Below are 20,714 nucleotides of genomic sequence, written 5' to 3' on the forward strand. Positions count from 1 at the left end.
CATGACATCATCGATTGCACAAAAAAGGGACTCATTTGAGCCCCTTATCTTGTTGAGTAAAAACCTTATTTATAAGCGGACTGATGCACACCTACGGCACGGCCTGAAGGGTCATCCATTGATTTAAAGGCTTCGTCCCACTCTATGGCTTTAGCTGAAGAACAGGCCACCGATGGACCGCCCGGTACACACTCTGCAGCGCTGGCAATTGGGAACAACTCCTCAAAGATTTCGCGATACAGATACGCTTCTTTCGAGTTCGGTGTGTTGTACGGGAAGCGGAAATGCGCAGTCGACAACTGTTGGTCAGTGATCTGCTTCGCCGCCACTTCTTTCAGCGTATCGATCCAGCTGTAGCCAACACCGTCAGAGAACTGCTCTTTCTGGCGCCACGCCACGCTTTCTGGCAGATATGAAGAGAAGCATTCACGCAGAATGTGTTTCTCCATCTTGCCGTTACTGCCGCACAGTTTATCTTCCGGGTTGATACGCATCGCCACGTCGAGGAATTTCTTATCGAGGAACGGTACGCGCGCTTCCACGCCCCAGGCGGACATCGCTTTGTTGGCGCGAGCGCAGTCAAACATATGCAGAGCCAGCAATTTACGCACGTTCTCTTCATGGAATTCTTTAGCGTTTGGCGCTTTATGGAAATAGAGATAGCCGCCAAAGACTTCATCCGCACCTTCGCCTGACAGCACCATTTTGATGCCCATCGCTTTGATCTTACGCGACATCAAATACATCGGCGTAGATGCGCGAATGGTGGTCACATCGTAGGTTTCAATGTGATAAATCACATCACGAATCGCATCCAGACCTTCCTGCACGGTGAAATGGATTTCGTGGTGCACGGTGCCAAGATGCTCTGCCACCGATTTCGCTGCTTTCAGGTCTGGAGAACCTTCCAGGCCCACCGCAAAGGAGTGCAGCTGCGGCCACCAGGCATCGCTCTTATCGGCATCTTCTACACGTTTTGCGGCGAAACGCTTGGTGACGGCAGAGATAATGGAAGAGTCGAGTCCACCAGACAGCAGCACGCCGTAAGGTACGTCGGACATCAGGTGACTTTTCACTGACTCTTCCAGCGCATGTTTCAACTCTGCTGCGTCGGTGGTGTTGTGCTCGACGGCGGAAAATTCCATCCAGTCACGCTGCCAGTAACGACGAATTTCACCATCGGCGCTCGACATGTAGCTTCCCGGCGGGAACTCTTTAATGCTACGGCATACTGGCACCAGTGCTTTCATTTCGGAAGCAACATACAGGTTGCCGTGCTCATCGTTGCCCATATACAGCGGGATAATGCCGATATGGTCGCGGCCAATCAGGTATTGCTGCTTAACGCTGTCCCACAGAATAAAGGCGAACATGCCCTGCAGTTCGTCGAGAAAATCAACGCCTTTTTCCTGATACAACGCCAGTATAACTTCGCAGTCGGAACCGGTCTGGAAGGCGTAACGATCGCTCAGCTCGGCACGCAGCGCTTGATGGTTATAAATTTCACCGTTAACAGCCAGTACGTGGGTGTGGTCAGCGTTATACAGCGGCTGTGCGCCGTTGTTAACGTCAACAATCGACAAGCGCTCATGCACCAGAATGGCTTTATCATCCGCATAAACACCTGACCAATCTGGGCCGCGGTGACGCATCAGACGAGAAGATTCCAGCGCTTTCTTGCGCAGCTCAATAGGATCACTCTTCAGATCCAGCACACCAAAAATTGAACACATAACTGACTCCTGATCTCACCTTGTGGCGAAGTTATTTCTACGTTTGTCCGGCAGTAATGACTGCGTGATGTATAAGAAAATGCGCTAAGTGATGGTGGTAGTGCAAGTGAAATCACGATTCTTTGATAAAAAGAATGTTTATAGGCGCGTAACGTTGAATTTTATTCAATAAATACACGTTTAATTTAGATAGTATCTAATGAATCTGAATTGTTGCTCAATTTGTGTTCATGTGATGATCGTCGGAGGAGGGATTTACCTCATTAAAAACAAAAGCCCTGCTTGAGCAGGGCTATAAGAAGAGATTATGGCTGATTTCAAAAGAGATCGATATCGGCGACCGATGGGTAAATCCAGTCCGGTCGGAATGGCATCGCATCAATATCACTGAGCGTTGAAACGCCCGACAGCACCAGAATGGTTTCCAGGCCGGCCTGGAAGCCTGCCAAAATATCGGTACGAAGGTTATCCCCGACAATCACCGTCTCTTCAGAATGCGCATGCATTTTGTTTAATGCCGCGCGCATGATGTACGGGCTTGGCTTACCAACATAAAACGGTTTGCGGCCAGAAATGGTCTCAATCCCGGCACAGAGCGCCCCGCAGGCGGGAACAAAGCCACGCGCATGCGTATCGGGATTGGTTGCGATAAAGCGTGCGCCGTTAGCAACAAAGAAAGCCGCTTTATGCATCATGTCCCAATTAAATGAGCGCGTTTCACCCACGATTACGAAATCTGGATTGACGTCGGTGATAGTAAAGCCCGCTTTGTACAGCTCATGGATTAATGCACCTTCGCCAATCACATAGGCTTTTTTCCCCTCCTGACGCTTGAGGAAGTCAGCCGTGGCCATCGCCGAGGTATAAAACACCGAATCTGGTACCTCAACCCCCGCGTTGGCAAAGCGGTTGGCCAGATCAAGAGCCGTTTGTGATGGGTAGTTGGTTAATACCACCAATGGCATATCTTTCGCCAGAATGCGCTGCAGAAATTCGTTCGCGCCGGGAACGGCGGTGTTGTCGTGCATCAACACGCCGTCAATGTCACAGATTACGCTTTTAATCGTCATAGATTGCATCCGGTCGGGCCTGCCAGATAGCAGGCTGGTGATTACTCTTCCAGCAGATGTTGCAACAAAATGCCATTCAGCATAGCGCGTTTTGCTAAGGCAAAGGCGCCAATTGCCGAGCGATGATCGAGCTCGGAACGCATCACCGGCAGATTCTTACGAAATGCCGGAAGTGTCTGCGTATTGATGCAACCTTCAATGGCAGGAAACAGCACTTTGTCGGCTTCAGTGATTTCACCGGCCAGCACCACTTTTTGCGGATTGAACAGGTTGATGGCGATGGCAATCGCTTTACCCAAATAGCGGCCGACGTATTCGATAACTTCGCACGCCAGCGCGTCACCTTGATTAGCTGCGCGACAGATCTGCGGCATCAGGCAATCATTAAGTGTTAGTGAGCTGGGATAGCCCTGATTAAGCAGGTGCCGCACGCGATTTTCAATCGCACCATTGGCAGCGATGGTTTCCAGGCAACCGAAGTTTCCGCAATGGCAGCGTTCACCTAACGGATCGACCTGAATATGGCCGATCTCGCCAACGTTACCGTTGCTGCCGAGGAAAATATGGCCATTGGCAATAATGCCAGCGCCGGTACCACGGTGTAAACGCACCAGAATGGAGTCAGCACAGTCGCGGCTTGCACCGAAGTAGTGCTCTGCCAGTGCCAAACTGCGAATGTCATGACCAACAAAACTGGTGACGTTAAAGCGTTTTTTCAGACTGGAAACCAGTGGCCAATGACTTACCGCGATATGCGGCATGTAGCGAATGATGCCATTAATCGGATCGACTAAACCTGGCAGAATCACCGCGATAGCGATCAGCTCATGAATCTTACGCTGATGTGCCGCCATAAAAGCGCTGATAGCATTGAATAGCGCATTCTCCAACGTTTCCTGGGTGCGCTCCGGCAGCGGATAATCTTCCTGCGCCAGTGATTTTCCGCTCAGGTCGAACAGCGTCAGCGTGGCGTCATTACGCCCTAAGCGTACGCCAATAGTATGAAAATGACGGGTTTCGGTAATAATCGAGATGGCGCGGCGCCCACCGGTGGAGGCTTGTTGCTCCACCTCTTTGATGAGGCCGCGCTCAATGAGCTGGCGGGTGATTTTGGTGACACTGGCGGGCGCAAGCTGACTGTGTTCGGCTATCTGTATGCGCGAAATGGGCCCTTGTTGATCTATTAGCCGATAAACGGCTGCACTATTGAGTTGTTTAACAAGATCGACATTTCCTATTTGAGACTGGCCGCCAGTGGTCATTCAATACTTACTCGCTGAGGACGTTGTCTCCGTTGACTAACGTCTTAGTGATTTGATAATCGCGGGTAAAGACAGTCAGGTTGGCGACTTTTCCTGCTTCAACCGTACCTAACTGTTTCTCCACACCCATTGCCTGCGCCGGATAAAGTGTTGCCATACGCAGCGCTTCATCAAGAGCGATGCCACAGTGTTCAACGCTATTCTGCACCGCTTCAATCATGGTTAATGCAGAACCGCTGAGCGTACCGTTCTCATCAACGCAAAGGCCATCGCGATAGTATATTGTTTTGCCTGCAAAAATGAATTGATCAATCGAAGCGCCAGCTGGTGCTGTGGCATCCGTTACTAACACCAGTTTGTCGCCCTTGATGCGTTTTGCATTGCGCACATTAGCGTAATGGACATGTAAACCATCTGCAATGATGCCGCAGTATACATCAGGCGAATCAAACAGCGCACCGATCAGACCTGGCTCACGTCCGGCAAACGTTGGCATTGCATTATAGAGGTGCGTGGCAAAGCTCACACCGGCGCTAAAGCCGATTTTTGCCTCTTCATAGGTCGCATTAGAGTGACCCGCTGAGACGATAATTCCCGCATCACGTAATTGACGAATCACGTCACTGCCGGCGTTTTCAGGGGCCAGCGTGACTTTAGTGATGACATCCGCGTTTGCACAGAGAAAATCCACCAACTCGGCATCCGGCAGACGAATCAATTCAGGATTGTGCGTGCCTTTTTTGGCTTTGTTCAACCACGGACCTTCCAGGTGCAGGCCCAGCGCCTGATTCTGATGCTTAGCCAGATAGGCGCGCATAGTTTCGATTGCGCGTTTCATTAGCGCATCGGTGCTGGTAATCAGCGTTGGCAAATAGCTGGTACAGCCTGATTTTTCATTGGCACGCTGCATAATCTCCAATGTATCCACGCTTAACGCATTGATATCGTCATTGAACTGCACGCCGCCGCAGCCATTCAGCTGCAAATCAATAAAACCAGGAGCGATAAACGCACCAGCCACATCCTGCTGTGCCATTGCCGCGTCCAGGGCATCACGCGGACACACACGCTCAATCAGGCCATCCGCAATCACAACTGCATGATTGTCCAGAATTTCATGACCGGTAAAAATCCGGCCGTTCACTAATGCGTACATCGTTTATCTCTCCCGGCTAAGCCTGCCGCCAACCAGCAGCAGGTTTTTTTACAACGTGTTTTCACACACCTTTCATATTTTCCGCTTCCATTTCGCGGAAATATTTCACGGTTTTCACTTTCAGTTCCATCGTTGCTGGTTCATCACATACCACGACGGATTTTGCATGCAGCTGGAGGCAGCTGATGGTCCACATATGGTTGACGTTACCTTCAACCGCGGCCTGCAGCGCTTGCGCTTTCAAATGACCTGTTACCAGAATCATTACCTCTTCTGCATCCAGCAGCGTACCAACGCCAACGGTCAGCGCGTATTTGGGTACCTGATCCACATCACCGTTAAAGAAGCGTGAGTTTGCGATGCGGGTATCGTGCGTCAGGGTTTTAATGCGGGTACGAGATGAGAGGGATGAAGCCGGTTCATTGAAAGCAATATGACCATCGTTGCCTACGCCGCCCATAAACAGGTTAATTTTGCCGTAAGCGCGGATCTTCTCTTCGTATTGGCGGCATTCTGCGTCAATATCTTCTGCATTACCATTGAGAAGATTGATGTTTTGCTCTTGAATATCAACATGATCGAAAAAATTACGATACATGAAGCTGTGGTAACTTTCTGGATGCTCTTTTGGCAGACCTACATACTCATCCATATTAAAGGTGACCACGTGCTTAAAACTAACCTGGCCCGCTTTGTGCATGTCGATCAGGTGCTTGTAGGCTTCCAGCGGTGTTCCACCAGTTGGTAAACCCAACACAAAAGGACGTTCTGCGCTAGGCTTAAACGCATTAATGCGGTTAACAATGTGGCGTGCAGCCCATTTACCCACTTGGGTCGGTGTGGCCAAAGGGATCAGTCTCATGTCTTCACCTCAATTAAGATTGGAAATGTGGAGTTGCCGTTTCTCTAACAGTATTCTGCCCTTAAGCGTAATGCGTTTAAGCGTAGCCATTAGGGAAAAGTGCGACTCGATATTTTTCATCATAAAATAAGTTTGTGGTGCTGGCTAGCATTTCGCATTATCAAACCATCATTTTGGTGATTAAAGTCACAGTTGGAGTGGTTTTAATTTGCGAGGCGAATTAATTTATCTTTACACTGCGCCTCGTGGTCAAAAGTGTCATCAAGGTACCGGGCGACGGGATAATAAAATCAACTCGCGCTACGGCAAAACGCCAGTCTCATAGGGGGAGAATAAGGTGAGTATTCTAGGATATCTGCAAAAGGTCGGCCGCGCGCTTATGGTGCCGGTAGCGACTTTGCCGGCAGCGGCAATCTTGATGGGTGTTGGATATTGGATCGATCCAGATAGCTGGGGTGCAGGTAATGCACTGGCGGCACTGCTGATCAAATCCGGTTCGGCAATCATCGACAATATGTCCGTGCTGTTTGCCATTGGTGTGGCATACGGTATGTCAAAAGATAAAGACGGTGCAGCAGCATTGACCGGTTTCGTGGGCTTCCTGGTGGTAACCACACTCTGTTCACCGGCAGCGGTAGCGATGATTCAGAAAATGCCGGTGGAGCAAGTTCCTGCCGCCTTCGGTAAAATTAACAACCAGTTTGTCGGTATCCTCGTCGGTATCCTCTCTGCTGAGGTTTACAATCGCTTTAGCCATGTTGAACTGCCAAAAGCGCTGTCATTCTTTAGCGGCCGCCGTCTGGTGCCTATTCTTGTCTCCTTCCTGATGATTGCCGTGGCCTTCGTGCTGATGTATGTCTGGCCGCTCATTTTTGGTGGGCTGGTGAGCTTCGGTGAGCACATTCAGAAGATGGGCTCAGTGGGTGCGGGTGTCTATGCCTTCTTTAACCGCTTGCTGATTCCTGTTGGCCTGCATCATGCGCTGAACTCAGTGTTCTGGTTCGACGTCGCGGGTATCAACGATATTCCTAAATTCCTGGGCGGCGCACAGTCTATCGCGGAAGGTACGGGTATCCCAGGTATCACCGGTCGTTATCAGGCGGGCTTCTTCCCAATCATGATGTTTGGTCTTCCGGGTGCAGCGCTGGCAATTTATCACTGCGCCCGTCCAGAAAACCGCGCCAAAGTCGGCGGTATCATGCTGGCGGCAGCATTTGCGGCCTTCTTTACCGGTATTACCGAACCGCTGGAGTTCTCCTTCATGTTCGTGGCGCCGGTACTGTATGTGATTCACGCTGCACTGACCGGTCTCTCCGTGTTCATCGCCGCGAGCATGCAGTGGATTGCCGGTTTCGGCTTCAGTGCGGGTCTGGTGGATATGGTGCTGTCGACGCGCAACCCGCTGGCCGTGCACTGGTGGATGCTGATCCCACAAGGTCTGGTGTTCTTCGTTATCTACTATGCGGTGTTCCGCTTCACCATTCAGAAATTTAACCTGATGACACCGGGTCGTGAACTCTCTGCGGGCGATGAAACCGATGGTTATGATGTGAATGTCGACCATAGCGGTAGTGGTGAAAGCCAAACCGAATCTTTGGCGCGCCGTTACATTGCAGCCGTGGGCGGTTCTGAAAACCTCACGACCATCGATGCCTGTATTACCCGACTGCGTCTGAATGTCAAAGACTCTGCACAGGTAAATGAAGGCGTCGCTAAGCGTCTGGGTGCTTCAGGTGTGATTCGCCTGAACAAACAGAGCGTACAGGTTATCGTCGGCACCCAGGCTGAAAGCATTGCTACAGCGATGAAAACGGTACTGAGCAAAGGCCCGGTTGCGGCATCCGCAGCTGCATCACCTGTAGCACCGGCTCCAGCGGCAAAACCGCAGGCGGTACTGAACAGTGAAAAAGCGGTAATCGCTACGTTACTGGCTCCGGTTACCGGTGAAATTGTTGCGCTGGAAAATGTTCCTGATGAAGCGTTCGCCAGTAAAGCAGTGGGTGATGGTCTGGCAATCAAGCCAACCGGAAAAACCGTTGTCGCGCCAACTGCTGGCACCGTGGTGAAGATCTTCAACACTAACCATGCGTTCTGCCTCGAAGCGGAAAATGGCGTTGAGATTGTGGTGCACATGGGTCTGGATACGGTTGCGCTGGAAGGTAAAGGTTTCACGCGTCTGGTGGAAGAGGGCGCAACGGTAACTGCAGGTCAGCCAATCCTCGAAATGGATCTTGATTATCTCAACACCAACGCGCGCTCGATGATCAGTCCAGTCGTCGTCAGTAATAGCGATGATTTCGCGGGTCTGAATTTACTGGCAACCGGTTCAGTGGTTGCAGGTCAAACTCCGCTGTACGAGGTTAAAGGCTAAGTCCTTGTGATTGAGCCAGAAGGCAGGAAGCGATTCCTGCCTTTTTTGTTTTAAAACGACCAACAAACGGTTGTTTCCCTCCTGCGCTTTGTGGATCATACTCCGTTACTTCGTGGTACAAATCACCCGTTATAGCTTTTGAGGATTTTGAGATGAGTGAGGCTGAAGCCCGCCCAACGAACTTTATTCGTCAGATCATCGACGAAGATTTGGCGAGCGGTAAGCACAACACTGTGCATACCCGTTTCCCGCCTGAGCCCAATGGTTATCTGCATATTGGCCATGCGAAATCTATCTGCCTGAACTTTGGTATCGCACAAGATTACCAAGGGCAGTGCAACCTGCGTTTCGACGACACCAACCCAGTGAAAGAAGATCTGGAGTTTGTCGAATCCATAAAGCGTGACGTGCAATGGCTGGGCTTTGAGTGGAGCGGCAACATTCGTTACTCCTCAGACTACTTCGACCAACTCTTCAACTATGCCGTTGAGCTGATTAATAAAGGCTTGGCGTATGTTGATGAATTGTCGGCAGATGAGATCCGTGAATATCGAGGTTCTCTCACAGCACCAGGCAAAAACAGTCCGTATCGCGATCGCAGCGTGGAAGAGAACTTAGCGCTGTTCCAGAAAATGCGCGATGGTGGCTTCGAAGAGGGCAAAGCCTGTTTACGTGCCAAAATCGATATGGCATCCAGCTTTATCGTGATGCGCGATCCCGTGCTGTATCGCATCAAGTTTGCCGATCACCATCAGACTGGCAGCAAGTGGTGCATCTATCCAATGTACGACTTCACCCACTGCATTTCTGATGCGATTGAAGGTATTACGCATTCTCTCTGCACGCTGGAGTTCCAGGACAACCGTCGTCTGTACGATTGGGTGCTGGATAACATCACCATTCCGGTGCACCCGCGTCAGTATGAGTTTTCACGTCTGAATCTGGAATACGCAGTGATGTCCAAGCGTAAACTGACTCAGCTGGTGAGCGAAAAAGTTGTGGAAGGCTGGGACGATCCGCGCATGCTGACCGTTTCCGGTTTGCGTCGTCGTGGTTACAGCTCGGCTTCGATTCGTGAGTTCTGCCGCCGCATTGGCGTTACTAAGCAGGACAATATCGTAGAAATGGCTTCACTGGAGTCGTGCATTCGTGACGATCTCAATGAAAACGCGCCGCGTGCGATGGCCGTGATGGATCCCCTGAAGGTGGTGATTGAAAATCTGCCAGCGGGTCACGAAGAGATCATCACCATGCCAAATCATCCCAACAAACCGGAGATGGGTACGCGTGAAGTGCCATTCAGCCGTGAAGTGTGGATCGATCGCGCTGACTTCCGCGAAGAAGCCAATAAACAATACAAGCGTCTGGTGCTGGGTAAAGAAGTGCGTCTGCGTAATGCTTACGTGATCCGTGCTGAACGTGTAGCGAAGGATGATGAAGGCAATATCACCTGTATCTACTGTACTTGCGATGTTGATACGCTGAGCAAAGATCCTGCTGACGGGCGTAAAGTGAAAGGCGTTATCCATTGGGTTTCTGCAATTCACGCGCTGCCGGCGGAATTCCGCCTGTATGATCGTCTGTTTAGTGTGCCAAATCCGGGCGCGGCTGAGGATTTTCTCACCACCATTAACCCGAACTCACTCGAAACCAAACAGGGCTTCGTTGAGCCAGGTCTGCGCGAGGCCGATTCAATGGCACCGTATCAGTTCGAACGTGAAGGCTACTTCTGTGCTGATAGCGTTTATTCGCAGCCGTCCAAACTGGTGTTTAACCGCACCGTTGGATTGCGCGATACCTGGGCGAAAATCGGCGATTAATTATTTTGTCGCCAGCACGATAAGATCATGAAAGGGCGAGCAATCGCCCTTTTTTATTGCCTCTATTTGCCCACCCGCAATCTTTTATGCTGCCTCCCTGTTGTTGCGATTAATTCCTCATTTACGACTATTCTGACTTTAGCAAAATTAAACCATTTGCCAGTGTGAAAAACTTTTTTTCAGGTAGGCTATGCGCACTCAAACGTTGCTCCGCGGGTTATCAAAGGATAAAAAATGACAAGTCTTGCCCTGGAAGCCAAGCACAGTGTGGTCGTTTTACATCAGCTTATCGAACGTATTTTCAATCAGGTTGAAGGCAGTGATGACAGTATTGATCTGTTTTTATCGCACTTTCATCCCGAATTTAAAATGGTGACGCCGCAAGGCAAACGGTTGGATCTCAATGAGATGGAGACGCTGTTTCGCCAATTGAATGGGCAACGCGAAGGTATGCGTATTGCGACCAGTGAGCATGCCATCATCTCGCAGCAAAGCGAAGAAGTGACAATTCAATATCGTGAATTACAAATGATGAATGGCATCAATCAGAGCCGCATTTCACTGGCGGTTCTCGATTGCAGCACCAGCATTCCGCGCTGGCGTTACCTGCAAGAAACCATCGTTGCCTGATTTCAGGTATAAAAAAACCGGCTCAAGCGCCGGTTTTTTTATACTGCATAGCACACTCAATTACTTATCGTGGAGCGTGTCGTCTTCGCGGCAGTCTCCCAGAGCACAGTGACCGTACAAGTACAGGCTGTGGTTACTGAGTTTGATACCATGGCGAGTCGCAATTTCACGCTGACGCGTTTCAATTGATTCATCGCTAAATTCGATAACCTTGCCACAATCGAGGCAAATCAGGTGATCGTGGTGATGTTGCTGGGTCAGTTCAAAGACAGATTTACCGCCTTCAAAGTTATGACGGGTAACGATGCCCGCGTCGTCAAACTGGTTAAGAACGCGATATACCGTTGCCAGACCAATCTCTTCGCCCATATCAATCAGGCGTTTATACAAATCTTCCGCACTGACGTGATGGGACTCGGGTCCGGGTCCCTGAAGCACTTCCAGAATTTTCAGTCTGGGGAGCGTGACTTTCAGGCCAGCCTTCTTCAATGCGGAGTTGTTGTCAGTCATGCGGATATTGTCCTGTTACTTTGCTAGTCACTTGCGGCGCAGGGGCCTTGAATGTTTAGGTCAACGCGCATTCTCATTTGCGTCTCATTATAGAACTCAAGCAGTGAAATGAAAACCAAGGCAACGTCCTTAATCACCAAAAGCAGTAAGGATAATGTCACTAACGCCTTCAAGACGCTTGGGTTTTGGATTCCATTTCACTCAGCCTCATTCTACTGCCAGAGGAATAAGCGGATGACCATTGCGGGTATTCTACAGATTTGCGGGGAAAAGTTAAAAAACCGTAGCTATTATTTTTATAGGAAATTCCGTTGCCCGATGTGAACTTGCGCGCACATCGGGCAGAGCAGGGGATTACGCTTCAATAATCTCTTTAAGCTGCAGTTCATCGAAGATCTGCTTCACCCAGGTTTCAACGCGCTCATTGGTCAGCTCGGGTTGACGATCTTCGTCAATCGCCAGACCGAGGAAGTGTTTATCATCGGCCAAACCTTTAGATGCTTCAAAATGGTAGCCTTCGGTTGGCCAGTGGCCGACGATGACTGCACCATTCGGCTCAATGATGTCGCGGATGGTGCCCATCGCGTCGCAGAAGTATTCGGCGTAATCTTCCTGATCGCCACAACCAAACAGCGCTACCAGCTTGCCATTGAAATCAATCTCTTCCAGCGTCGGGAAGAAATCATCCCAGTCACACTGCGCTTCACCATAATACCAGGTTGGAATGCCCAGCAGCAGGATGTCGAACGCATCGAGATCTTCTTTGGTGCTCTTAGCAATGTCATGCACTTCGGCGACATCTTTACCCAGTTGTTTCTGGATAATTTTTGCAATGTTTTCAGTGTTGCCGGTATCGCTGCCGAAGAAAATGCCTACGATTGCCATGGGTTAGGTAACCTCTTAGATCCTGATTGTGAAAGTAAGTCAGTTGACTGCACAGTAATGCGAATAATAGCAGACCGGTAAAAAGTGCGGAACTTGTAAAGCCGTGTCTTTGTGTTCCAGCGTGCGGTCTTCGCGCGTTACGACAGTTTGAGCTGTGCCAGCAGCATTTGTTCAATCAATTCGCTGCGACTGATGTTTTGCTGATCGGCCAGCGTGCTGAGCGCGTCAACCGCCTCGCTGGACATCTTCAGCTCGACACGACGCAGCCCACGCACTTTATCGCGCTTGAGCTGATTACGTTTGTTGATGCGTAATTGTTCATCACGCGTCAGCGGGCTGGTTTTCGGGCGACCAGGACGCCGCTCGTCTGCAAAGAGATCAAGCGTAGTGCGGTCTGTCTGTTCTTTTGCCATGGTTTGTAAAACTGAGTGGGCGCGAACGGCGGAAAGGCGCTGCGCGATTAAAACATTATCGGCCCGACCACGGTGAAAAATCATCCGTGGCAAATTTTTAGCGCGACATCATACTCCAGCGCCTTCCTTGACGCCAACTCTAAAGCGCAAGCGGCAAGCTTTTGCTTTTACAGGTTAAAAAATCGACGCACCGCACGTAGCACCGCCTCAGGTTTCTCTGCATGCACCCAATGTCCGGCCCCGCTAATCACATGCGCGTGTGCCTGTGGGAATTGACGCAATAGCGCATCGCGATGCTGATTATCCAGATAGGGCGAGTCGCCACCACGAATAAACAGCGCAGGGTGCGGCCATGCAGGCACCTCTTCCCAGCCGGAAATGGTGGTGTAATTCTCCCACAGCACCGGCACATTAAAGCGCCATTCACCTTCGGCAAACGACTTGAGGATGAACTGGATCACGCCATCCTCACTAATGTGCTGACGCATCACCTCAGCCGCTTCACTGCGGCGCGTCACGCCAGCAGCGCTAACGGCACGGATAGCGGCAAAGATTTCGTCATGGCGGCGAGTTTGATAATCAACCGGCGCGATATCGATCATCACCATTTTTTCTATGCGTTCTGGCGCGATGGCACTGAGCGCCATAGCGATTTTGCCGCCCATTGAGTGGCCGATTACGCTAGCGCGTTCAATGTTATGCGCATCCAGCGTTTCGACCATGTCCTGCGCCATGGCGTGATAATTCATCACCTCACTGCGTGCGGACAAGCCGTGGTTACGCACATCAACCTGCAATGTTGGGCGTGCATCACGCACCCCGCGCGCTAATACGCCGAGGTTATCAAGGCTGCCAAAAAGACCATGGATTAACAGAATGGGTGTGGCATCAGAGGCTGATTGTTCAGTTTGCAGACGGGCGTTCAAAATCATGGCTAAAGTTCTTACGGTTGTGACCTTGGCTTAGGTTATCATGGATTCACCTGTCCAGCAGTCAGGCCGGCGGGCATTAGGGCATATTCCGACTTTTGCCCGGAAACGTTGCCAACGCTATCGGCTGCCACGGATTTAACTTTATAATCCTTATGTTAGAACCCGCTCACGTTTTGCACGACTGGATTTTGCTAAGGCCGTTGCAATAATGCGTGGTTCTGTCATTTGCCAGAATCGTACGGAAAAAGATGAAAACGATTGAAGTTGACGAAGAACTCTACCGTTATATTGCCAGCCACACGCAGCACATTGGTGAAAGCGCCTCAGATATTTTGCGCCGCATGTTGAAGTTCACCGCCGGTCAGAGCGCAGCTGCTGCGCCCGCCGCGGGTGCGTCAGTGAAAGAAGCACCTTCAGCGAGTCGCGAAGCGCGTCCTCAGGATCGTGTGCGCGCGGTACGTGAGCTGCTGCTTTCCGACGAATATGCCGAGCAAAATAAGGCGGTAAACCGCTTCATGCTGGTACTGTCAACGCTCTATCGTCTTGATCCGGCTGCGTTTGCTGAAGCTACGGCTTCGCTGCAGGGCCGTACCCGCGTCTACTTTGCGGGCGACGAGCACACGCTGCTGCAAAATGGCACCCATACTAAGCCGAAGCATGTTCCCGGCACGCCGTACTGGGTGATCACGAATACCAATACAGGTCGCAAATGCAGCATGGTGGAACACATCATGCTGGCTATGCAGTTCCCTCAGGAACTGACAGAGAAAGTTCGCGGCACCATTTAACTGAAGCGTCAGGGAGAAGCGCCAATGGCCAATCACCCCCGTGCCGGGCAGCCTGCCCAGCAGAGCGATTTGATTAACGTTGCACAATTAACCTCGCAGTATTACGTCCTGAAGCCCGATGTGGCGAATCCGGATCATGCGGTGAAATTTGGCACTTCAGGCCATCGCGGTAGCGCGGGACGCCAAAGCTTCAACGAACAGCACATTTTAGCGATCGCGCAGGCGATTGCTGAAGAGCGCAAAAAGAACGGCATCACTGGACCGTGCTACGTGGGTAAAGACACGCATGCACTGTCTGAGCCGGCGATCTTGTCGGTGCTGGAAGTGCTGGCCGCTAACGGCGTGGACGTGATTGTACAGCAAGACAACGGTTACACGCCGACGCCTGCCATCTCTAATGCCATTCTTGAGCACAACAAACGCGGCGGCGCGCAGGCGGACGGTATCGTTATCACGCCTTCGCACAACCCACCGGAAGATGGCGGTATCAAATACAATCCGCCAAACGGTGGACCGGCGGATACCAACGTCACCAAAGTGGTGGAAGATCGTGCTAACCAGCTGATCAAAGGCGAGCTAAAGGACGTTAAGCGTCTGCCGCTGGATCAGGCTTGGGCAAGCGGCCATATCGTTGAGCAGGACCTGATCCAGCCATACGTTGAAGGTTTGGCGCAGGTAATCGATTTCGCGGCCATCCAGAAAGCGGGCCTGAAAATTGGCGTCGATCCATTAGGCGGCTCGGGTATTGCTTACTGGCAGCGCATTGCTGAGCACTACAAGCTTGATCTGACCATCGTTAACGATGCTATCGATCAGACTTTCCGCTTCATGCATCTGGATAAAGATGGCGTGGTGCGTATGGACTGCTCGTCCGAATGCGCGATGGCGGGTTTGCTGGCGTACAAAGACAAATTCGATTTGGCCTTTGGTAACGATCCTGATTACGATCGCCATGGCATCGTCACGCCAGCCGGTCTGATGAATCCGAACCACTATCTGGCGGTGGCAATCAACTACCTGTTCCAGCATCGTCCGCAGTGGGGCAAAGAGGTGGCTGTCGGTAAAACGCTGGTTTCCAGCGCGATGATCGACCGCGTAGTTAACGACATTGGCCGTAAGCTGGTGGAAGTGCCGGTTGGTTTCAAATGGTTCGTTGATGGCCTGTTCGATGGCAGCTTCGGTTTCGGTGGCGAAGAGAGCGCGGGCGCATCGTTCCTGCGTTTCGATGGCTCAGCCTGGTCAACCGATAAAGACGGTATCATTCTGTGCCTGCTGGCCGCAGAAATCACCGCAGTAACCGGCAAGAATCCGCAGCAACATTATGACGAGCTGGCCGCGCGCTTTGGTGCGCCGAGCTACAATCGTCTGCAGGCACCGGCAACTTCAGCACAGAAAGCGGCACTGTCTAAACTGTCTCCAGAAATGGTGAGCGCGGATACGCTGGCGGGTGATCCGATCACCGCACGCTTGACTGCTGCACCGGGTAACGGCGCATCAATCGGTGGTCTGAAAGTGATGACGGAAAACGGCTGGTTTGCCGCTCGTCCATCGGGCACGGAAGACGCCTACAAAATCTACTGTGAAAGCTTCCTCGGCGCTGAACACCGTCAGCAGATCGAGAAAGAAGCGGTTGAGATTGTTAGCGAAGTACTGAAAAACGCCTGATTGGCAGTGAAGAGAAAAGGCCGCTAAGCGGCCTTTTTTTATGGCATAAAACGGTAGCCGATACCGGTTTCGGTCAGCAAATGGCTGGGCTGGGTGGGATTCGCTTCCAGCTTTTGCCGCAAATGGCCCATGTAGATGCGCAAATAGTGGCTGTGCTCCACCGCATTCGGTCCCCAAACCTGGTTGAGCAACTGTCGTTGCGTCAGCACCTTTCCGGCATTATTCAATAGCAAGCTGAGCAGACGGAACTCGGTTGGCGTCAGATGCACTTCCTGTTCACTGCGCAGCACACGGCGTGCCGCCAAATCGACACTCACTTCACCAAATTTCACAATCGGTTCTGGCTGGCTGCTTTGATGCCGCCGCAGCGCCACACGCACGCGCGCCAGCAACTCACCGATGCCAAAGGGCTTAGTGAGATAATCATCTGCACCTGCATCCAGCGCATCGATCTTATCCTGTTCGTCGCTGCGCGCCGACAGCACAATCACCGGCATGCTGCTCCACTGGCGCACTTCACGAATAAAGTCATTACCATCGCCATCGGGCAAGCCAAGATCGAGGATCACCAGATCGGGCTTACGCGTTGCCGCCTCAATCAGACCCCGCTGTAGCTGTTCCGCTTCCACAATCTTTAAACCTTCGCTCTCCAGCGCCAGGCGCACGAAACGGCGAATCTCTTTTTCATCTTCCACAATCAAGATGGTCGTCACGCTGCCTCCAGCGGCAAAAAGTTAACGCATCACTTTAGCAATAAAGCAGCTCCGCGTCCGTCATATAGTTTTTAACCTGCTGCGATCTTATCGATCACAATTCTGTAACTAAATTTCATCTCCAGCAAAATGGTGCAAAAAAACAGCAAATAAAGTGGTCGGATGAGTAGTAAAATTACACAATTCCGGGTAATATCTGAACCAGATCACATTTCAACGCAATGTTTACCACAAGGGGGCCAAGATGGATCGAGCATATCCACTGTATAAAATCGTACTGCGCCGTGTGCTGGTGGTATCAATCGGTTTGCTGGCGCTGCCAGTGATGTTATTCCGTCAGGATCGCGCGCGTTTTTATAGCTACTTGCATCGCATCTGGTGCAAAACCAGCACCAAACCGGTATGGCTGGCGCAGTCGGAAGCGGCTGCTGGCATCTACTGGTAAACGAATTCTACGCATCATCCACCCGGCGCTTGCCGGGTTTTTTATGGCAAATTTTCCCCTCAAACCCGCTTCCCCGCTGTTATCCCGTGCCATTTCAGCTACACTTAAAACCTCTACAAGTTTTATGAGGTTGTACAAGTATGAGCGAGAAAATTCCTGTTGGTATCAGCGCTTGCCTGCTCGGGGATAACGTCCGATTCGATGGCGGCCACAAACGTTTTGCTTTCGCGACGGACGAGCTCGTGCCATTTGTGCGCTTCGAACCTGTATGTCCTGAAATGGCGATTGGTTTACCCACGCCACGCCCGGCTTTGCGGCTGGTGAAAGAGAGCGATGACAATATTCATCTCTGCTTCAGCAAGGATGGCGGCGAGGAAGTCACCGATGAGATGCAGCGCTGGTCCGCCGAGCGCGTGAAATCGCTGCATCATCTGTGCGGGTACATTCTGTGTGCCAAATCGCCTAGCTGTGGGCTGGAGCGCGTTCGTGTTTACGAGCCCGAAACCAACAATAATCGCAAAGCGGGCACCGGCATGTTTACTGCATTTCTGCAGAAAGAGATGCCGTGGTTGCCGCTGGAAGAGGACGGCCGCCTGCATGATGATGCTATCCGCGAAAACTTCATTGGCCGCGTTTATGCGCTGCACGAATTCAATGAAATGTGGCGCAGCGGTCTGTCGCGCCACAAGCTGATGGCCTTTCATAGCCGCTATAAATTGCTGCTGCTTTCCCATGCGCAGGATGAGTACCGTGAAATGGGACGTTTTGTGGCGGCAATGGATCAGTGGGATTCGCTGGAAGATTACGCCGTTGAGTATCGCAATCGCCTGATGCATCTGATGTCCCATCAGGCATCGCGCCGCAATCACACCAACGTGCTGATGCATGTGCAAGGCTATTTCCGCCCGCAGTTGAGTTCGCCGCAGCGTCAGGAGTTGGCGCAGCTGATCGATCGTTATCGTCTCGGCGTGCAGCCGTTGCTCGCACCGATCACCATGCTGAAACATTACATGGCGGAATATCCGCATCCTTGGCTGGCTCAGCAGCGTTATTTTGATCCTTATCCAGAAGCGCTGCGTTTGCGCTACGGACAATAATTTCGGGGCTTTATGACCACCCATTTAGTTTGGTTGCGCAACGATCTGCGCATCAATGACAATATGGCGCTGGCCGCCGCCTGTCGCGACAGCAATGCCAACGTGATGGCGCTGTTTATCGCTACGCCGCAGCAGTGGCAGCAGCATCACATGGCACCGAAGCAGGCGGCGTTTATCCAGCAAAATCTCCGCTTATTACAGGCGTCATTGGCGGAACGCGGTATCCCTTTGCATTATCACCAGTGTGATGACTTTGCTGCCTCGATTGATTTTCTCAGCGAGTTTTGCCATCAGCAGCACGTCGACGCGCTTTATTACAACTATCAGTACGAAATAAACGAACGTGAGCGCGATGCACAGGCCGAAAAGCGGCTGGATGCGCAGGGCGTGATTTGTCAGGGATTTGACGATAGCCTGCTGTTGCCGCCGGGCAGCGTACAAACCGGCAGTAACACCATGTTCAAAGTGTTTACGCCATTCAGCAAAGCCTTTGTCCGCCGCCTGCATCAGGGCTTGCCGGAGTGCTATCATGCTCCGAAAGCCCGCCCGAATGCACCAATCCGTATCGAACAGCACATCCCAGCATTTGATTATCCTTGCGAAGATGTTGATGAGAGCTGGTTCCCTGCCGGTGAAGAGGCAGCGTTAAAACAGCTGCGTCATTTCGCCAAACAGGCGGTGCAACACTACCCGGATCAGCGCGACTTACCGGCGATTGATGGCACCAGCCGCTTATCGGCTTATCTGGCGATTGGTGTGCTATCGCCGCGCCAGTGCTTACATCGGGTATTGAAAGAGCACCCCGACGCGCTCAATGAGGGCAAGGCGTTTACCTGGCTGAACGAGCTGATCTGGCGCGAATTTTACCGCCATCTGATGGTGGCATTCCCGGCATTGTGTAAGCACCAACCGTTTGTCGATTGGACGCGCAACGTGGATTGGCAGAAAAATGATCATCATCTCGCGGCCTGGCAGCAGGGTAAAACCGGCTATCCGATTGTCGATGCGGCGATGCGTCAGCTCAACACGCTGGGCTGGATGCACAATCGGCTGCGCATGATTACCGCCAGTTTTCTGGTCAAGGATCTGCTCATCGATTGGCGTGAAGGTGAGCGCTACTTTATGCAGCAATTGATCGATGGCGATCTGGCCGCCAATAACGGTGGCTGGCAATGGGCGGCATCAACCGGCACCGATGCCGCGCCTTATTTCCGCATCTTCAATCCCACCACTCAGGGCGAACGCTTCGATAAACAGGGCGACTTTATCCGCCAGTGGTTGCCGGAACTGCGCTCTGTGCCAGACAGCGATATCCATCAGCCACAGGTTTGGGCGCAGAAAAATAACAAGAAACTCGATTATCCGGCACCAATCGTGGAACATAAGGACGCACGTAAAAAGACACTAGACGCCTTTGAGCGCGCTCGCAGCGCGGCTTGAGGCGATCAGGGAACCGTAATGAACAATGTTGAATTAGAACAGATCGTCAATCAGCAGCTTAACAACAGCGCCTTCAGCGATTACGCACCGAACGGTTTGCAGGTTGAAGGACGCGCTGAAGTAAAAAACCTCATCACCGGCGTAACGGCTTGTCAGGCGTTGCTGGATGAAGCGGTGAAGCGCAACGCTGATGCGGTGCTGGTGCATCACGGCTACTTCTGGAAGAGTGAAGCGCCGGTGATTAAAGGCATGAAGCGCCAGCGCCTGCGCACCTTGCTGGCCAATGATATCAACCTATATGGCTGGCATCTGCCACTGGATGCGCACGCCGAGTTGGGTAACAACGCGCAGCTGGCGCGTCTGTTTGATATCGAGGTCAAAGGCGAAATTCAGCCGCTGGTGCCGTGGGGCGAATTGGCACAGCCGTTGAGCGGTGCGGCGTTGGCGGAAAAAATCGCCCAGCGTTTAGGCCGTACGCCGCTGCACTGCGGTGATAACGCGCCTGCGCTGATCAAACGCGTTGCCTGGTGTAGCGGTGGCGGTCAGGGCTTTATCGATAGCGCGGCGGCATTTGGTGTCGATGCCTTTATTACCGGTGAAGTTTCTGAGCAAACCATTCATAGCGCCCGCGAACAGGGGGTGCACTTCTTCGCTGCTGGCCATCACGCGACCGAGCGCGGCGGTATTAAGGCGCTCGGCGAATGGCTAGCGACACATCACGGTCTTGATGTGACCTTTATCGACATCGACAATCCTGCCTGATTGCTCCTCTCTCACGCCCTTAACACACGTTAAGGGCGCAAATCTGTTGACACATCTCTGTCACTTTCGCATAACGTATTGCCTTTACGCATAAACGCGCACCCGGTCGCCATAAATGGCGCCGCGCTAACCTGATGGTGCGGGTTGTGTAGGGTGCGCA

19 protein-coding genes are annotated in these 20,714 nt (G+C 51.9%); 9 read left to right on the forward strand and 10 right to left on the reverse strand.

Features of this window, described 5'->3' with window-relative positions:
* Positions 1-65: 65 nt before the first annotated feature.
* The 5 genes from asnB to nagB form a co-directional block, all read right to left on the reverse strand.
* Positions 66-1,733, reverse strand: a complete 1,668-nt coding sequence (gene asnB / locus AC790_RS03280; RefSeq protein WP_007890680.1) for an asparagine synthase B — start codon at positions 1,731-1,733, stop codon at positions 66-68.
* 317 nt (positions 1,734-2,050) lie between these two features.
* Positions 2,051-2,803 carry an HAD-IIA family hydrolase gene (locus AC790_RS03285; protein ID WP_036621535.1) on the reverse strand — a complete coding sequence of 251 codons (753 nt, stop codon included), beginning with the start codon at positions 2,801-2,803 and terminating at the stop codon, positions 2,051-2,053.
* A 41-nt stretch (positions 2,804-2,844) separates the two neighbouring features.
* Positions 2,845-4,065: an N-acetylglucosamine repressor gene (locus AC790_RS03290; RefSeq protein ID WP_049850899.1), complete on the reverse strand. Its 1,221-nt coding sequence runs from the start codon at positions 4,063-4,065 to the stop codon at positions 2,845-2,847.
* 7 nt (positions 4,066-4,072) lie between these two features.
* Positions 4,073-5,221 carry an N-acetylglucosamine-6-phosphate deacetylase gene (gene nagA, locus AC790_RS03295; RefSeq protein WP_007890677.1) on the reverse strand — a complete coding sequence of 383 codons (1,149 nt, stop codon included), beginning with the start codon at positions 5,219-5,221 and terminating at the stop codon, positions 4,073-4,075.
* A gap of 61 nt (positions 5,222-5,282) precedes the next feature.
* Positions 5,283-6,083, reverse strand: coding sequence for a glucosamine-6-phosphate deaminase (gene nagB, locus AC790_RS03300; protein ID WP_007890676.1), 801 nt, complete (start codon positions 6,081-6,083; stop codon positions 5,283-5,285).
* Positions 6,084-6,426: 343 nt separating this feature from the next.
* Between nagB and nagE the strand changes: the two genes are divergently transcribed.
* The 3 genes from nagE to AC790_RS03315 all read left to right on the forward strand — a co-directional run bounded on the left by nagE (position 6,427) and on the right by AC790_RS03315 (position 10,904).
* Positions 6,427-8,454 (forward strand): N-acetylglucosamine-specific PTS transporter subunit IIBC, encoded by a 2,028-nt coding sequence (nagE, locus tag AC790_RS03305; protein ID WP_049851211.1) that lies wholly within the window; start codon positions 6,427-6,429, stop codon positions 8,452-8,454.
* A 152-nt stretch (positions 8,455-8,606) separates the two neighbouring features.
* Positions 8,607-10,274, forward strand: a complete 1,668-nt coding sequence (gene glnS / locus AC790_RS03310) for a glutamine--tRNA ligase (protein ID WP_049850900.1) — start codon at positions 8,607-8,609, stop codon at positions 10,272-10,274.
* Positions 10,275-10,508: 234 nt separating this feature from the next.
* Positions 10,509-10,904, forward strand: a complete 396-nt coding sequence (locus AC790_RS03315; protein ID WP_049850901.1) for a hypothetical protein — start codon at positions 10,509-10,511, stop codon at positions 10,902-10,904.
* A 60-nt stretch (positions 10,905-10,964) separates the two neighbouring features.
* On the opposite strand, the gene fur is transcribed toward AC790_RS03315, so the two are convergent.
* From fur to ybfF, 4 genes are all read right to left on the reverse strand, one after another.
* Positions 10,965-11,414, reverse strand: coding sequence for a ferric iron uptake transcriptional regulator (fur, locus tag AC790_RS03320; protein ID WP_007890672.1), 450 nt, complete (start codon positions 11,412-11,414; stop codon positions 10,965-10,967).
* A gap of 354 nt (positions 11,415-11,768) precedes the next feature.
* On the reverse strand, positions 11,769-12,299 hold the full coding sequence (gene fldA, locus AC790_RS03330; RefSeq protein WP_049850902.1) for a flavodoxin FldA: 531 nt from the start codon (positions 12,297-12,299) through the stop codon (positions 11,769-11,771).
* A 137-nt stretch (positions 12,300-12,436) separates the two neighbouring features.
* A complete protein-coding gene (gene ybfE / locus AC790_RS03335) occupies positions 12,437-12,712 on the reverse strand; it encodes a LexA regulated protein (protein WP_007890670.1) in 276 nt (91 codons plus the stop codon).
* Positions 12,713-12,879: 167 nt separating this feature from the next.
* Entirely contained in the window at positions 12,880-13,644 is a 765-nt protein-coding gene (gene ybfF / locus AC790_RS03340; protein WP_049850903.1) for an esterase, read from the reverse strand.
* A 248-nt stretch (positions 13,645-13,892) separates the two neighbouring features.
* Here ybfF and seqA point away from each other — a divergent pair, with 248 nt between their 5' ends.
* Together seqA and pgm are read left to right on the forward strand one after the other, a co-directional pair.
* Positions 13,893-14,432, forward strand: a complete 540-nt coding sequence (seqA, locus tag AC790_RS03345; protein ID WP_049850904.1) for a replication initiation negative regulator SeqA — start codon at positions 13,893-13,895, stop codon at positions 14,430-14,432.
* A gap of 24 nt (positions 14,433-14,456) precedes the next feature.
* The gene (gene pgm, locus AC790_RS03350) at positions 14,457-16,097 is read left to right on the forward strand and encodes a phosphoglucomutase (alpha-D-glucose-1,6-bisphosphate-dependent) (protein ID WP_007890667.1); all 1,641 of its coding nucleotides are present in this window, start codon (positions 14,457-14,459) and stop codon (positions 16,095-16,097) included.
* Between the two features lie 38 nt (positions 16,098-16,135).
* On the opposite strand, the gene kdpE is transcribed toward pgm, so the two are convergent.
* Complete coding sequence (kdpE, locus tag AC790_RS03355; RefSeq protein ID WP_007890666.1) at positions 16,136-16,810, reverse strand: two-component system response regulator KdpE; 675 nt, start codon at positions 16,808-16,810, stop codon at positions 16,136-16,138.
* Between the two features lie 244 nt (positions 16,811-17,054).
* Here kdpE and AC790_RS03360 point away from each other — a divergent pair, with 244 nt between their 5' ends.
* From AC790_RS03360 to AC790_RS03375, 4 genes are all read left to right on the forward strand, one after another.
* On the forward strand, positions 17,055-17,255 hold the full coding sequence (locus AC790_RS03360; protein WP_007890665.1) for a YbfA family protein: 201 nt from the start codon (positions 17,055-17,057) through the stop codon (positions 17,253-17,255).
* 140 nt (positions 17,256-17,395) lie between these two features.
* A complete protein-coding gene (locus AC790_RS03365) occupies positions 17,396-18,352 on the forward strand; it encodes a 2-thiouracil desulfurase family protein (RefSeq protein WP_049850905.1) in 957 nt (318 codons plus the stop codon).
* Between the two features lie 12 nt (positions 18,353-18,364).
* Positions 18,365-19,792 (forward strand): deoxyribodipyrimidine photo-lyase, encoded by a 1,428-nt coding sequence (gene phrB, locus AC790_RS03370; protein ID WP_049850906.1) that lies wholly within the window; start codon positions 18,365-18,367, stop codon positions 19,790-19,792.
* Between the two features lie 18 nt (positions 19,793-19,810).
* Entirely contained in the window at positions 19,811-20,554 is a 744-nt protein-coding gene (locus AC790_RS03375; protein WP_049850907.1) for a type 2 GTP cyclohydrolase I, read from the forward strand.
* The last annotated feature ends 160 nt before the right edge of the window (positions 20,555-20,714 follow it).

It is taken from the genome of Pantoea sp. RIT-PI-b (assembly GCF_001187905.1).
Taxonomy (GTDB): Bacteria; Pseudomonadota; Gammaproteobacteria; order Enterobacterales; family Enterobacteriaceae; genus Pantoea; species Pantoea nemavictus.

Coding starts and splice junctions, on each gene's coding strand:
- AC790_RS03285 (WP_036621535.1), bottom strand. CDS start 2,803: ATGACGATTAAAAGCGTAATCTGTGACATTGACGGCGTGTTGATGCAC.
- AC790_RS03290 (WP_049850899.1), bottom strand. CDS start 4,065: ATGACCACTGGCGGCCAGTCTCAAATAGGAAATGTCGATCTTGTTAAA.
- nagA (WP_007890677.1), bottom strand. CDS start 5,221: ATGTACGCATTAGTGAACGGCCGGATTTTTACCGGTCATGAAATTCTG.
- fur (WP_007890672.1), bottom strand. CDS start 11,414: ATGACTGACAACAACTCCGCATTGAAGAAGGCTGGCCTGAAAGTCACG.
- AC790_RS03360 (WP_007890665.1), top strand. CDS start 17,055: ATGGATCGAGCATATCCACTGTATAAAATCGTACTGCGCCGTGTGCTG.
- asnB (WP_007890680.1), bottom strand. CDS start 1,733: ATGTGTTCAATTTTTGGTGTGCTGGATCTGAAGAGTGATCCTATTGAG.
- ybfF (WP_049850903.1), bottom strand. CDS start 13,644: ATGATTTTGAACGCCCGTCTGCAAACTGAACAATCAGCCTCTGATGCC.
- pgm (WP_007890667.1), top strand. CDS start 14,457: ATGGCCAATCACCCCCGTGCCGGGCAGCCTGCCCAGCAGAGCGATTTG.
- AC790_RS03315 (WP_049850901.1), top strand. CDS start 10,509: ATGACAAGTCTTGCCCTGGAAGCCAAGCACAGTGTGGTCGTTTTACAT.
- nagB (WP_007890676.1), bottom strand. CDS start 6,083: ATGAGACTGATCCCTTTGGCCACACCGACCCAAGTGGGTAAATGGGCT.
- ybfE (WP_007890670.1), bottom strand. CDS start 12,712: ATGGCAAAAGAACAGACAGACCGCACTACGCTTGATCTCTTTGCAGAC.
- fldA (WP_049850902.1), bottom strand. CDS start 12,299: ATGGCAATCGTAGGCATTTTCTTCGGCAGCGATACCGGCAACACTGAA.
- AC790_RS03375 (WP_049850907.1), top strand. CDS start 19,811: ATGAACAATGTTGAATTAGAACAGATCGTCAATCAGCAGCTTAACAAC.
- seqA (WP_049850904.1), top strand. CDS start 13,893: ATGAAAACGATTGAAGTTGACGAAGAACTCTACCGTTATATTGCCAGC.
- phrB (WP_049850906.1), top strand. CDS start 18,365: ATGACCACCCATTTAGTTTGGTTGCGCAACGATCTGCGCATCAATGAC.
- AC790_RS03365 (WP_049850905.1), top strand. CDS start 17,396: ATGAGCGAGAAAATTCCTGTTGGTATCAGCGCTTGCCTGCTCGGGGAT.
- glnS (WP_049850900.1), top strand. CDS start 8,607: ATGAGTGAGGCTGAAGCCCGCCCAACGAACTTTATTCGTCAGATCATC.